This is a genomic window from Micromonospora sp. CPCC 206061 (genome assembly GCF_036906915.1).
Lineage (GTDB): Bacteria > Actinomycetota > Actinomycetes > Mycobacteriales > Micromonosporaceae > Phytohabitans.
The window spans coordinates 45,639-59,477 of the sequence record NZ_JBAKHX010000010.1 but is presented as its reverse complement, the minus strand read 5'-3'; the positions used below and the strand labels follow the sequence as shown (position 1 = coordinate 59,477).

Annotated in this window: 12 protein-coding genes; 6 read left to right on the top strand and 6 right to left on the bottom strand. The window is 68.1% G+C overall.

Going from position 1 to position 13,839, the window contains the following annotated elements; all coding sequences use genetic code 11:
• Positions 1–187: 187 nt before the first annotated feature.
• Entirely contained in the window at positions 188–1,003 is an 816-nt protein-coding gene (locus V6V89_RS10610) for a DeoR/GlpR family DNA-binding transcription regulator (protein WP_334618860.1), read from the bottom strand.
• 259 nt (positions 1,004–1,262) lie between these two features.
• On the opposite strand from V6V89_RS10610, the gene V6V89_RS10605 reads away from it, so the two are divergent.
• From V6V89_RS10605 to V6V89_RS10585, 5 genes are all read left to right on the top strand, one after another.
• Positions 1,263–2,537, top strand: coding sequence for an ABC transporter substrate-binding protein (locus V6V89_RS10605; protein ID WP_334618859.1), 1,275 nt, complete (start codon positions 1,263–1,265; stop codon positions 2,535–2,537).
• Between the two features lie 62 nt (positions 2,538–2,599).
• On the top strand, positions 2,600–3,568 hold the full coding sequence (locus V6V89_RS10600) for a carbohydrate ABC transporter permease (RefSeq protein ID WP_334618858.1): 969 nt from the start codon (positions 2,600–2,602) through the stop codon (positions 3,566–3,568).
• A 4-nt stretch (positions 3,569–3,572) separates the two neighbouring features.
• Positions 3,573–4,433 carry a carbohydrate ABC transporter permease gene (locus V6V89_RS10595; protein ID WP_334618857.1) on the top strand — a complete coding sequence of 287 codons (861 nt, stop codon included), beginning with the start codon at positions 3,573–3,575 and terminating at the stop codon, positions 4,431–4,433.
• A gap of 47 nt (positions 4,434–4,480) precedes the next feature.
• Complete coding sequence (locus V6V89_RS10590; RefSeq protein WP_334618856.1) at positions 4,481–5,341, top strand: ketose-bisphosphate aldolase; 861 nt, start codon at positions 4,481–4,483, stop codon at positions 5,339–5,341.
• A gap of 129 nt (positions 5,342–5,470) precedes the next feature.
• Positions 5,471–6,661 (top strand): ADP-dependent glucokinase/phosphofructokinase, encoded by a 1,191-nt coding sequence (locus tag V6V89_RS10585; RefSeq protein ID WP_334618855.1) that lies wholly within the window; start codon positions 5,471–5,473, stop codon positions 6,659–6,661.
• A 106-nt stretch (positions 6,662–6,767) separates the two neighbouring features.
• Here the strand turns inward: V6V89_RS10585 and V6V89_RS10580 are convergent, their stop codons facing one another.
• Positions 6,768–8,531, bottom strand: a complete 1,764-nt coding sequence (locus V6V89_RS10580; RefSeq protein WP_334618854.1) for a serine hydrolase domain-containing protein — start codon at positions 8,529–8,531, stop codon at positions 6,768–6,770.
• A 437-nt stretch (positions 8,532–8,968) separates the two neighbouring features.
• On the opposite strand from V6V89_RS10580, the gene V6V89_RS10575 reads away from it, so the two are divergent.
• Entirely contained in the window at positions 8,969–9,688 is a 720-nt protein-coding gene (locus tag V6V89_RS10575) for a hypothetical protein (RefSeq protein WP_334618853.1), read from the top strand.
• On the opposite strand, the gene V6V89_RS10570 is transcribed toward V6V89_RS10575, so the two are convergent.
• The 4 genes from V6V89_RS10570 to V6V89_RS10555 all read right to left on the bottom strand — a co-directional run bounded on the left by V6V89_RS10570 (position 9,685) and on the right by V6V89_RS10555 (position 13,722).
• Positions 9,685–10,551: a peptidoglycan-binding protein gene (locus V6V89_RS10570; protein ID WP_334618852.1), complete on the bottom strand. Its 867-nt coding sequence runs from the start codon at positions 10,549–10,551 to the stop codon at positions 9,685–9,687. The genes V6V89_RS10575 and V6V89_RS10570 overlap by 4 nt on opposite strands.
• Positions 10,552–10,607: 56 nt before the next feature.
• On the bottom strand, positions 10,608–11,777 hold the full coding sequence (locus V6V89_RS10565; RefSeq protein ID WP_334618851.1) for an amidohydrolase family protein: 1,170 nt from the start codon (positions 11,775–11,777) through the stop codon (positions 10,608–10,610).
• A gap of 161 nt (positions 11,778–11,938) precedes the next feature.
• Complete coding sequence (locus V6V89_RS10560; protein WP_334618850.1) at positions 11,939–12,754, bottom strand: ABC transporter permease; 816 nt, start codon at positions 12,752–12,754, stop codon at positions 11,939–11,941.
• Entirely contained in the window at positions 12,751–13,722 is a 972-nt protein-coding gene (locus V6V89_RS10555) for an ATP-binding cassette domain-containing protein (protein ID WP_334618849.1), read from the bottom strand. Before V6V89_RS10555 ends, V6V89_RS10560 begins: the two co-directional genes overlap by 4 nt.
• Between the last annotated feature and the right edge of the window lie 117 nt (positions 13,723–13,839).

Sequence of the window (13,839 nt, the reverse complement as noted above, 5' to 3'; positions counted from 1 at the left end):
CTCGCCCGGCGAGAATCCATGGACCGTCCGAGAGGTAGTCGTGGATCATGTCCGGTTGGTTCCCGCGGGATCGGCGTCGACGCCGGACCGCCCGGCACGGCGGCGGCCATCACCATCGAACCGCCGACACCGAGTGCGGTCTGGGCGCCGATCAGCAGGCCCGGCGTCGGCGCGAACGCCGGCCCGGTTAGGCCGTCTCCGGTGTCACCAGCTCGACCTCGTTTTCCATGAGGGCGTCCAGGAGGTCGGGCGGTGGGGTGGAGTCGGTGACGAGGTAGTCGGCGCCGCCGAGCTCGGATACCTGGGCGAAGAGCCGGCGGCCGAACTTCGACGAGTCGGCCAGGATCGCCACACGCGCCGCCCGAGAGATCATTTCCCGCATCATCGCGGCCTCGGCGAGGTTGCTCGTCGTGTATCCGGCGACGGCCGAGACGGCGCCGACCCCGATCAGCGCCAGGTCGCAGCTGATGTCGAGCTCGCTGCCGCCGGCGGTGCGGAAGCTGACGGGCCCGGCGGTCGCGAGCGTGAGCGTGCGGACGGCGCCGCCGAAGACGTACACGTCGCGGATGGCGGCCGGTGACAGCGCCGGGGGTACGAGCAGGCTGTTCGTCGCGACGGTGAGGTCGCGGTGGTTGCGCAGGCTCTTGGCGACGGCGAGCGTGGTGGTCCCGCCGTTGAGCATGATGACGGACCCGTTCTCCACCAGGGACGCCGCGAGTACCGCGATCTTCTCCTTCTCGCGCTTCTCCATGTTGAGCCGCGCGTCGACGGTCCGGTCGACCCGGGAGAATGTCGACTGGCTGACCGCCCCGCCGTAGGTGCGGACCAGTACCCCGTCGGCGCTGAGCTGGTCGAGGTCGCGCCGGATGGTGTCGATGGAGACACCGAAGCGCTCGGCGAGCGCGTTGACCGTGACCTCTCCGGTCTCCGCGACGTAGGCCGCCAACTGGGCCTTGCGCCCCGCGGGCAGGCGGCGCTGCCGATCCTCTTTGTCCACGGTCACTGGCCCTCCAGCCTCAGAACGAGCTTAGAACGGCAGGGTACAGCATCGTACTGCCCGTTTCATGCAGTGTTGTGCTGGCATCGGCATGGGTCGGTGGCGGCCAGTGCCACATTCCACCCTACTTTCCGATTTGCTCCGCAGTACTTTGCATTCTCTAGCCGGTTCTTGCAGTAGTGGGTCTTGTGAGTGATGTAACGTGCTGTTAACGTGGCGCAGACCAGCATAGAGCGGTAACACCTTGACATAGAAGGAGTTCGGCATGACCCGACGGAGGCACCTATTCGGGGTGATAGCGGTGGCCGCGTTGGTCGGCACCACCGTGGTGGGGTGCGGCGGTTCTGACGAGACCAGCGCGGACGGCACCGTCACGCTCGAGTTCGCGCAGTGGTGGGCGCCGGAGCTTCCGGCGGGATCGTTCGACAAGCTCATGACCGAGTTCACGGCGCAGAACCCGAATATCAAGGTCAAGCTGTTGAGTGGGCCGTATGCGTCCACCAAGCAGCAGTTGGTGTCCGGCGCGGCGTCCAAGACGCTGCCTGACGTCGTGGGCCTCGACGGCGCGTGGGTGAACGACTTCGCCAAGCAGGGCGCGATCGCTGACCTGACCTCGCTCATGGGCGACGCGAAGTACGACTCGAGCCAGCTCGCGAGCCAGATCCAGCTCGAGGGGAAGACCTACATGATCCCCGTGGTGAACTTCGTGTACCCGCTGTTCGTCAACAACGACCTGCTCTCGAAGGCCGGTATCACCACGCCGCCGAGCACGCGTACTGAGTTCCTGGACGCGGCGAAGAAGATCACCGCGACCGGGGGGAACGTCAAGGGCTGGGCTCTTCCACTCGACACCGCCGTGCCCAACGGCGTGCAGAACGACGTGATGTCGTGGCTGTGGGCGTCGGGCGGCTCCATGCTCACCAAGGACGGTAAGCCCGACCTGACCAACGCGCAGGTCAAGAGCACCATCGAGTACGTCAAGAGCCTGAATGACGCGAACGTCATCGCCCCCGGCTCGCTCACCATGAAAGAGCAGGACAAGGTCGAGAAGTTCACCACCGGCCAGGTGGGCATGGTGATCGACTCCTTGGCGCACATCACGCTGATCAAGAAGAACAACCCCTCGCTGAACTTCACGGTGCTGCCGATTCCGGCCGAGGACGGCTACACCGGCAAGCGCGGCATCCCGTACGCGTCGTGGGGCATCGGCGTCGCCGGCTCCTCCAAGCACAAGGCCGAGGCGTTCAAGCTCGTCGAGTTCCTGATGAGCAAGGAGAAGAACGCGGAGCTGAGCACGCTGGCGAACGGCTTCCCGGGCAACAAGACCGCCGAGCCGGACTTCACCAACAGCGACCCGCTGTTCAAGACGGCCTTCGACATCTACCAGGCGGGCTACCCGGCCAACGAGTTCGTGGGCCTGCCGAAGTCCGAGGACCTCATGCGCAGCTTCGACGAGCAGCTGCAGCTCACTCTCACCGGCAAGCAGAGCGTCGACGACACGCTCAGCAAGGCGCAAGAGGCCTGGGCGTCGGTGCTCTGAGGCTTTCCATACATCGGGGCCGCGTCGACACCGCGGCGCGGCCCCGACACGAGGAGACATCGATGGATTCCGCGAAACTGGATCACGCGCCGCCCCCGCCCCCGCCGGTGGCGGCGGTCGCGCCGCAGACCCGGGCCGCTCGCCGGGGCAGAGCGCGGCGTTTCCTGACGAAGAGCGGCGCCCCGTTCGGCTATCTCTCGCCGACGATGATATTGATCTTCGTGCTGATGATCATCCCCATCGTGATGGTCATCAGCTACTCGTTCAAAGACAACGTGATCGTCCAGCAGAACTCGGTCTTCGTCGGCTTCGCCAACTACACCACGGTGCTCACCGACCCGGACTTCCTGGCCGCGCTGAAGAACACCTTCGTCTTCATCACCGTGAGCACCGTCGCGCACCTCGTTCTCGGGCTGGGGTTCGCGATGATGCTCAACACGTCGCTGTTGAGCGGCGTGACGAAAACCATCTTCCGCATCATCTACATCCTGCCGTGGCTGTTCACGGTCGCCGTGATCGCGGTCATCTGGCGCCTCATGCTCGACCCGTCCGGAGTGGTCAACTACCTGCTGACCACGCTCGGCAGGATGCAGGAGGGCGTGAACTGGCTCTCCGACCCGGGCAAAGCGCTCTGGGCGCTGACGTTCATCAACGTCTGGGCCGGCTTTCCGTTCTTCATGATCAGCATCCTCGCCGGGCTCCAGGGAATCTCGGGTGACCTGTACGAGGCGGCCTCCGTCGACGGCGCCAGCCCGATCCGGCAGTTCTGGAACGTGACGATCCCGCAGCTGCGACCGGTACTGATCAGCATGGCCGTGCTCGATCTCATCTGGACCTCGCAGCAGTTCGCTCTCATCTGGATGACGACGGGCGGCGGACCGCTGAATGTCACGGAGATGCTCAGCACGTACACCTACAAGCAAGCCTTCAGCAGTTACGAGTTCGCCACCGCGTCCGCGGCGGCGGTCATCGTTCTGCTGCTCACGATGGTCCTCGCGTTCTTCTACGTCCGCCTGCAAAAGGAGAGGTGATCGCGTGCCCGCCCGCAAGAGCGTGCTCACCCGCAAGAGGCGACGCCTCGGCGCGAAGATCGCCGTGTTCACCGGCCTGTGTATCGGCGCCGCCTTCGCCGGCCTGCCGGTCGTGTGGATGCTGTCGACGTCGTTCAAGCCCAACGGCGAGGTCTTCGCGGTGCCGCCGAAGCTGCTCAGCAAGAACTTCTCGTTCGACGCCTACACCGCCATCCTCGGCGACGGCGCCCAGCTGAGGTTCTTCCTCAACAGCTACATCGTCGCGCTCGCGGTGACCGCGCTGACGCTGTTCGTGGCGATCCTGGCGGCGTACGGGTTCAGCCGCTACGAGTTCCCGCTCAAACGCTCCATCAACGCGGTGATCGTCAGCGTGCAGGCCGTGCCACCGATCACGCTCGTCATTCCCTACTTCGGCCTGGTGGTGACGCTCGGCCTGTACAACACCTATCCCGGGCTGATCCTCACGCACATGGTGTTCACGCTGCCCTACGCGATCATCATGATGACGGCTTACTTCAACACCCTGCCCAAGGAACTGGACGAGTCCGTCAAGGTCGACGGGGCGTCGAGTTGGACGGCGCTGTGGCGGGTTCTGGTGCCCGTCTCGGTGCCGGGAATGGTCGCCGTCGGCGTGTACACGTTCATGATCTCCTGGAACGAGTACCTCTTCGCGTTGACGCTCACCCGCACCGACGACATGCGAACCGTGCCCATCGGCATCCAGCTTCTGATGGGCCAGCACTCCTACGAGTGGAACCAGATGATGGCCATGAGCATCCTGGGGTCCATCCCGGTCCTCATCCTGTTCCTGCTCTTCCAGCGGCGATTCATCGGCGGCCTCACCTCCGGCGCCGTCAAGGCATGACCCTCCCGCTCGCGAGCGGGAACCAACCCCAGAAGGAGAACGCAGCAATGCTGACGACCGGCAAGGCGATCCTGGACGTGGCGCACGAGAAAAACTTCGCCGTGCCTGCCTTCAACATCAGCGACTACGCCATGTTCAACGGCATCGTGGACATCAGCGAGGAGAAGAACGCGCCGCTGTTCATCGGGGTCCATCCCGACGAGGTCAAGCACATCGGCCACGACGTCATCGCCGCGATGACGCAGCGAGCCCACCGCTCGTCCGTGCCGATCGCGATCCACTGGGACCACGGCGCGACCTACGAGGAGACGCTGACCGCCATCAAGATTGGCTTCACCTCGGTGATGATCGACGCGTCGCTACAGCCCTTTGAGGACAACGTCGCGATCTCCAGGAAGGTCACCGAGACCGCGCACGCGGTCGGCCTGTCGGTCGAGGCGGAGCTCGGGACGATCGGCAAGACCGACGGCGAGGCCGAAGCCGGCACCGACACCATCATCTACACCGACCCGATCGACGCCGTGACCTTCGTCAAGCAGACGGGGGTCGACAGCCTCGCCGTTGCCATCGGCACCTATCACGGCCTGTACCCGAAGACCCTGAAGCCGGAGCTCAAGCTCGACCTGCTCAAGGAGATCAAGGACCGGGTGCGGATCCCGCTGGTGCTGCACGGCGGCTCGGGCAACCCGGACGACGAGATCGCGCAGGCGGTCCGGCTCGGCATCAACAAAATCAACATCTCCAGCGACATCAAGGTGGCCTACCACGACAAGATGCGTGAGGTCCTCGCCGACGCCGGCCTGCGCGAGCCGCTCAGCATCCAACCGCCGGCGATCGAGGCCATGAAGCTCGTCGCGGCGCACAAAATCGACCTCTTCGAGGCGACCGGCAAGGCATCCCTTTACTGACATGAGCACTGAGCCAGTTGGCGCTCCCTCCGCTCGCGCGGGTCAGGCGCCCTTTGTGCCGCCTTGTAGCCGCCAGTCGCTTCGGTCGCTGCGCTCCCTGCGCTTTGTGTCGGCTGCGGGCGGCGGCGCATGACCGTCGTCCTGGGCCTCGGGGGAGGCGTCGACTATGAGCTCAAGCTGTCCGCGCCGGTCATGGAGCGGCTCGTCGGCGAGTACCGGATCGGCGACGACGAGCTGACCTCGCCGGTCGCGGTGACCACCGAGCGTGAGCTGGTCATCTCGATCCTCGCGTACCTGAAGAAGGGCGGAGGGGGCGAGCATTTCGTCGCCTCCTCCGCGTGCCTGAGCGCGTTCGCGGAGCGTTTCCCCACCCGCACGACGCTGGGGGGAACGTCGGTGCGCGCGGCCAAGGAGATGAGCCGGCTGGGCGTACCGTCCACTCTGCACCTGGTCAGCATCAACGATGTGATCCGCCAGCTGTTGCCGGCGGGCTGCGACTACATCTGCAGCGACGACCGGGACACGTTCTACCCGCACCTGATCGTGCAGTACGACCAGGACCTGCGCGTCCGGGCGGGCGACATCGACATCCGTGCGCCGTTTCCAAACCGCCTCATCTACGTCAACGACCCTGCGAACGGTTCGATGCTGCTCAGCCCCGGGCTCGGCGAACTGCTGCGCACCGCGCGGGTCTTTCTCATCTCGGGATTCAACGCGATACGCGACGGCGGGCTGCTCGACCGCCGTCTGTCCACATTGAGCGGCCACATGCGACACCTGCCCGTTGGCGCCGTCGTCTACTACGAGGACGCCGGCTTCCACGAGCCGGAACTCAGCGGACGGGTCCGCGACGCGCTTGTTCCCACCATCGGCGTCTACGGGTTGAACGAGGACGAGATGCAGTCGTACCTGGGCCGCACCGTCGACCTACTCTCCGTGGCCGAGGTGGCCGACGCGTTCGAGTCACTGCGCGCGCTCATTCCAGCTCCGACGCTGGTGGTGCACACCAAGTACTGGGCGGCGGCGTTCGGGGAGGACGCCGGCCGGTACGCGGAGCCGCTGAACGGGGGCATCGTTGTCGCGAGCACCCGGTACAGCCACGGCGACGAGTACACCGACCAGGACTACGAGCTCATGCGGCACCGGCCGAGGCGGCCGGAGGCGTTGGCGTTCGCCGCGGCCCTGGAAGACCGGATGGGCGCGGCCGTTCGCTGCGTGCCCGGCTTCCGGCTCGACGTCGCCGAGCCGACCACCATCGGTCTGGGCGACGCCTTCGTCGGCGGCTTCCTCGCCGCGACGCGCCTCAGGGCCTGGCAATAGCCGTTTCACGGGTCACGGGGCTGGACAGGTCGTCCGCGGCGCGCCGGACGAGAGCGGAGCCCGTCCCCGTCCGGCGCGTTCCCTTCCACGTTCAGCGTTTCCGATCTCAACCTGGCCGCCGGGCGGTCGTCGTTCCGGCTGGCCCGGTGACGGTCACCTTGCCGCCGGCGAAGTCGAGGGTCACGTCCGGGCCGGTTCCGGTCGGGTCGTCTGGGCGGTACCTGTTCTTCCCGACCGGTACCAGCGTCAGGGCCGGTGGCTCGGTAGGCAACTCCACCGCCCCGATGTTGCTGTGGTCGTCGACCGCGTACCAGCCGAGCCGCGGACCGTCGCGGGTGGTCAAGGCGACATATGTACGCATCTCGCCTTCGGCGATGATGGTGCCGCCGAGGGCCACCGCGGAGATCGGTCCGTGCTCGGCTTCTATGGCCTGGCGCTCGTCGCGGCCCTCCCGGGTCTTGCCGGCGAGCATGGAGAGTACGCGCTTCTCGTGCGCTCGCAGGTCGTCGGCGAAGTAGCGGCCGCGCGGCGGGAACAGTGCACCGACAGCGTCGGCGCCGGTGGCCGAGATCCTCGGCCGGTTGTCGGCAACGGTCACCTCCAACGACCCTCCGGTGTCCAGCCGGTACTTCCCGGCGATCGCGGCCGGGTCGCCACCGCCGGCCGGCGCGGTCGGCGTCGGCAGCGGGTCGCCGGCCACCAGCGCCGATACCGTCGCGCCCAGCAGCTTTTCGGCCGTGAGCACCGATCGGTTGGACGACATGGCGATCACCTGGTCCCGCTCGGGAATCCACACGACCGCCACGTTGTGGCCGATGTCGCCGCCACCGCCGGCGATGCCCACGATCGGCTTGCCGTACGCCGAGGCGTCGAACGCCATCCAGCCGCCCAGCGTGTATGACCGGCCATCGCCCACCGGGAACCCCGGTTCGCTGGCGAGCTTGGCCGTCGCCGGCGTCACCAGCGTGGTGCGGAACAGCGCGTGCACCCAGGTGGCCAGTTCCCTGGTGGTCATCGCCAGCGAGCCGTTGCCCTCCGTCGTCCAGTACGGACCGGGGAAGTCGCCCGATCCGCCGGGCTTGCCGTCGTCGAGGTACCCGACCGCGCGGGGTCCGGCGGCGGCCGGCTGGCCGCTCCCGAAACCGCCGGTGACCGCACCGCCGGGCAGGGTAAGGACGTGCGCGAGGGTGTAGTCGCGGTATGACATACCGGACACGGTGTCGATGACGACCGCCAACAGCGTGTATCCGGCGTTGGAGTAGGCATGGCCCTTACCGGGTGGGAACACCAACTCCAGCTTGTTGATCGCGGCGATCGCGCCGGCCCGGTCGAGCGGCTGGTCATCGGCGCCGATCGAACCGCCGATCCCGCTGGTGTGCAGCAGCACCTGGCGTACCGTCGCCTTGGCCACCGGCCCGACGATCGCCGGCACCAGCTTGCCGACCGGGTCGTCGAGGGACAGCTTCCCGCCCTCGGCGAGCTTGAGGATAGCGGTGGCGGTGAATGCCTTGGTGACCGATCCGATGTGGTACACCGTGTCGGCGGTGTTCCGGGCGCCGGTGGCGTCGTCGGCCGTACCGTAGCCGGCGAGGCACTCGAACCGGCCACCGGTCGACAAGGCGACGGCGCCGCTGAACCCGGCCCGGGCCCACGCGCCGAATGCCGCGTCCAGCTTCCCGTCACACTGCGGGTTCGCCGAGCCGGGCGGACGATCTGGCGCCGGGTCGTCGGCGGTACAGGCCGCCGTCACGGCCAGCATCGCGCCGAGCACCAGCGCTGCCGTCGCCGTCCGTGTGGCGCCGCTTCTTCGGCGCCCGGGCAGCCGTAGCGGAGGTAGCCATTGCCGAAGGCGCTGCACAGGCGTGTTCATGCCGCGAGCGTAGGAACGGGGCTGCGAACGTGATGTTAACGAGACCCGGCGCCATGTCAGGACGGCTGATACCCGGCTCACGACAGCCGTCCTCCAGGTGGAACCGCAGGGCAAAGGCCAGCCGGCACAGGTGACCGTCCAGGGTGGACTCCGCCGCCTGCCGGCACAGGGCGATCAGGATGAAGTGGCGCAGATGGATACCGGCTCGTCGCGTCCGTTGTGTACTTCGACGACGAACACGCCGGCCATCGGGAGGAGGTGCGCGACGGTGCCCGGCCAGGCGGGCGTGCATAGGCTATGGACGATGACCAGCGATGTGATCGAGTACTACAGGCGGTTCCTCGCTGACCGGTGGGACATCCGGGCTGGCTCTGGCCGAGCGCCTCACCGGAGTACGCCTGACCGGGACGCTGCTGGAAGGCACGTTCCGTCGGGCCGTGCTGCGGCCGGTGCCCCAGGACCTCGTGCCCGAGAGCGTGGTCGGCCATCCAGCGCTCGACGAGCCGTTCGTCCGCGCGGTGCTGGCCGCGCCCACGGCCGGCAAGATTCCCGCCATCAACCGGTACCTGGCCGAGGTGATCGCCCGCGACACGGGCATCGACGACGTGCCGGAGGTGCGTGCGGCCCTGGATGCGTTGCGCGCCGGGAGTCCGGGTCCCGCACTACGCCAGCGGGTGCGGCACCTCGTCGAGCGATACCGGCAAGGGATCCGGGAAGGGCGTGAGTCGCTGGAGCGCGTACACGCCGCGTCGGGCATCGTGGCCGCGCTCGACCCGGATCCGATCAAGGGCAGCGGCGAGGTGTTCGGAGCCGCCTCCTACACGCTGCGCGCCTCGCACCACCGCGTCCAGTACATCGTCCTGCAGCGATGCCGGGACTGTGCGGTGTCTCAGGAGCGGTGGAGGTCAGCGGTGGACGATACTGTCCTAGGACGCTGTAGAGGTGGTGCGGTGACTCACTCGCGCCTGGCCTCGCCGATCAAGGGCGATCGCATCGATCAAGGGCAAACGCACGTGGATCTGAGATCCAACCACGTGCGTTTGCCCTTGATCGACGGAGAAGGCGCGGAGAAGGCGCGGAGAAGGCGCGGAGAAGGCGCGGAGAAGGCGCGGAGGACGTCGCGGGGAGGGCGGGGGAGGGTGGAGAAGCGGGGTTAGGCTCTGCGGTACTTCTCCCACCAGGTGAAGGACGCGCGGTACGCCGTCGGGGTGTCGTCGGCGGCGTGGTTGGCCAAGCCGTTCTTGCCGAAGTAGTAGTCATGGATCTGGTTGCGGGCGGCCGATGCCAGGTCCGGGTCGGAGACGGCGGCGGCGTGGATGTGGTACGGCCACGATCCCTGGGAAGGGTTGCGCAGCCAGGCGGCGAATCCGACCGTGCGTAGGGCGCGCACGGTCTCCCAGCGTTGTGTGGTGGTCATGCTGGTCACCGAGATGTCGACGACCCCGCCGCCGTCGTGGGTGCCGGCGGAGCTGGGGTTCGCCGAGGTGTAGGAGCCTTGGGATAGGACCAGGTTCCACGACAGCATGGCGTCGGCGGCCGCCAGCATGTTGCGGGTGCGGGTGTTTACCCGCCGGCCGCCGTACGTGTCGGTGCGCGAGCCGGTGGACACGGCCCTGGTCACGGTGTACCGGCCGTTTCCGAGCGCGGTCAGCGAGCTGGGTCCCGGTATGCCGTTGGCGTCGATGCCGGTGTAGCCGAGGGAGCGTTGCCACGCGGCGTACGACGAGATCGTCGAGGTGCCGTAGTGCCCGTCGACGGCGCCGGAGGTGAGCAGGCCCTTGGCGTTCAGCGCCCGCTCGACCTCGATCACGTGGGCGCTGGCTCCGGGTGTGAGCCCGGTGTTGGCCTTGGGCGGGTCGACCTGGGAGGCCAGCAGCACCATCTCCATGTCGACGACTGGGAGGGCGTGCGCCTCGGTGGCAAGCACGGTGCTCGCACCGACGGCGGCTGCCGCCGTGACCGCACCACGCGCGAGTACCCGTCTCCTGGTCCAACCCATGCCGAGCTCCGTTCTCTGCATTCACCAACACGGATGGCTGGAATCTACAGGTATGCGGAACGAGTTGGCAAAAAGTTTCAGCGGACGCGGTGGCCTTCGCGGAACACGGCCGCCACGTCGAGCAGCGCCCGCGGCCTCGTCAGCGGGTCACCGGCGACGGCGAGGATGTCGGCGTCGAGCCCGGGTGCGAGGCGGCCCTTCCGGTCCTCGACCCGGCACAGCCGGGCCGCCCGGGACGTGGCCGCCTCCAACGCCTCCGCCGCGGACCATCCCTGGGTCTCGATGAGCATGAGCACCGAGTACGGCAGGACGTCGTGCGGCTTTGACGGCCCGATGCCCGCGTCGCTGCTGCAAACGATCGTGACCCCGGCCTGCTTCATCCGCCTGAAGAGGGCGGTGAACTCCTCCAGCCGCGCGGCGATCCGGGGCGGCGGGACGGCCCCGGGGCGTACACCCAGGGTCGCGCAGACCATGACGCCGGACCGGGCGATCGCCTCGATGACGTCGGGCAGCGGCTCCACGCCGTCCTCCGTCATGAACGAGCAGTGTTCGATCGAGTCGAATCCGGCCGTGACGGCGTCGGCGATCGCCCGGCCGCTGTGGGCGTGGGCGGTCGCCGGCAGGCCGAACCTGTGGGCCTCCTCGGCAGCCGCCCGCAGCTCGTCGAGGCCGAACTGCGGCAGGTGGGGACGCGTGCCAGGAGTCATCTCGCCGCCGCTGGCCATCACCTTGATGACGTCGACGCCGCGCTCGGCGTGGGCGCGCACCGCGGCCCGGACGCCGTCGACCCCGGCCGCCTCGCCGCCCAGGTACCAGCAGTGGCCGCGCGGTGTGGTGATGGGCGGTCCCGCGGCAAGCACCTGGGGACCGGACGTCGACTCTCCGGCGAGCTCCTCGCGCAGGCGCAGCGCGAGGTAGTCGCGGTCGCCGAGGTCGCGCACCGTGGTGATACCGGCCGCCAGCGCGGTGCGGGCGGCGGCGCGCATGCCGTCGAGGACCTCGCCGTCGCTCGCGGACGCGAGCGAACCCACAGGGTCCGTGCTGGCGTCGAAAGCCAGATGCGTGTGCGCGTCGATCAGGCCCGGCAGCAGTGTGGCGTCCGGAAGGTCGACCACGTCGGCGCCCGCCGGCACCTCTCCGCTGGCCCGTACGGCCGCGACGCGGCCGTCGGCGACGAGGAGGGTGGGTTTTTCGACCAGGACCGGGCTAAGCCCGTCGAACAGCCGGGCCGCGCGGATCGCCAGCATCCGTCCGAGCCTCCTGTACCTGGATGATCATCCACGGTGTCGCGTACCTAGAATTCGGCGGGTGCGGACGAGGACATTGGCGATCACGGTACTGCTGCGCCCTGGACGACCTTCGAGCACTGAGTAGACGTCTGCTTCGCGCGGCTACGCGGGCCGCGTGGTTACACCCGTCGTTTCAGGGCGTACAGGGACAGTGGCGCGAAGACGACGACTATCGCGGCCGCCCATACCAGGGACCAGACGACCGAGTTGGCCGCCGGGCCGCCGATCATGAGGCCGCGGGCGGCGTCGGCGAGATGCGTGACCGGGTTGAGCTTCACCCAGGCCTGCAACCAGCCGGGCATGGTGTCGGTCCGCACGAACACGTTGCTGACGAAGGTGACCGGGAACAGCGCGGTGAAGCCGAACAGCTGCACCTTCTCCGGGTCTTTGGCCAGGACGCCGACCAGCACCGACACCCAGGAGAAGGCCAGTGCGAACGTCAGCAGCAGGGCGACGGCCGCGAGCAGACCGGCCAGGTTGGTGCCGATACGAAAGCCCAGGATCATGCCGACGACGAGCAACAGCAAGATCGACCACGCCTGCTTGACCTGGTCCGCGATGATCCTGCCGGCCAGCGGCGCCCACCGCGCGATCGGCAGCGAGCGCAACCGGTCGAACACGCCCTTGGTCAGGTCGGTGTTGAGGCCGGTGCCGACGTACATCGTGACGAACAGCATGTTCATCACGATGATGCCGGGCAGCGCGAACGTGAGGTAGTCGCCGGTCGAGCCGGCGATGGCGCCGCCGAACACGTAGGTGAACAGCAGCACGAACATGATCGGCTGGATGCTGTAGTCGCCCAGCTCCCATGGGTTGTGTCGCACCTGCACGATCGTGCGCCAGGCGAGGGTGAGCGTCTGCGAAAGCCCTTCGCCCAGGCTGACATGCGGCTTGATCAGCGGGGTGGCCGGTCCGGCCACGGTGGCGGTGGTCATGCCACGCTCCCTTCGGGCTCGCCGTTCGTCTCGGTATCTTCGGCGGGACGCCCGGTCAGTGACAGGAACACCTCGTTGAGGCTGGAGCTGCGCAGCGCCAGTTCGGCCAGGACGACGCCGGCGTCGTCGAGGCGCCGCACGACGCCCGGCAGCACCGCCGGGTCGGCCACCGGCACCGTCACCAGCTGGCCCTTCACCTCCGGCTCGCCGCGGGCCAGTTCGCTCACCACGTCGACCACGACCGCTACATGAGACGCGTCCGCGGGCCTCACCGCGAGCGTCTGGGCGCCGGCCTTCGCTTTCAGTTCGTCCGGTGTGCCGGTGGCGATGACGCGCCCGTGGTCGATGACCACGATCTCGTCGGCGAGCTCGTCGGCCTCGTCCAGGTACTGCGTGGTGAGCAGCACGGTGACGCCGCCGGCGACCATCACCCGGATGAGCTCCCACAGCTCGGCCCTGGCTCGGGGGTCCAGCCCGGTGGTGGGTTCGTCGAGGTACAGCATCGGCGGCCGGCCGACGAGGCTGGCGGCCAGGTCGAGCCGGCGCCGCATGCCGCCGGAGTATGTCTTCGCCGCGCGGCCGGCCGCGTCGGTGAGGTCGAACTGGGCCAGCAACTCCCGGCCCCGTGCCTTGGCCTGTGCCCGTGGCATGCCGAGCAGCCGCCCGATGAGCAGAAGGTTCTCCGCGCCGGTCAACGTCTCGTCGACGGAGGCGTACTGGCCGGTCATCCCGATCAGCTGGCGCACCTGGTGCGCCTGCCGGACGACGTCGTAGCCGCCCACCGTGGCGTGTCCGGCGTCCGGCTGTAACAGCGTGGCCAGGACCCGCGCCGCGGTCGTCTTGCCGGCGCCATTCGGCCCCAGTAGGCCGAGCACCGTGCCGGTCCGGACCGCTAGATCGACCCCTGCCAGCGCGGTCGTCTCGCCGAACCGCTTGACCAGCCCTTCTGCCCAGATCGCATGCGTCATGACAGCCCCATTTCGTCGGCGCACTCTCCACCATGCCCCATGTCCGAGATCCAAGTCGCCCCGTTACTCCGCGCGTTGACATAACAAGACTCCTTTACCAAGGAGTCTTGAGCAAGG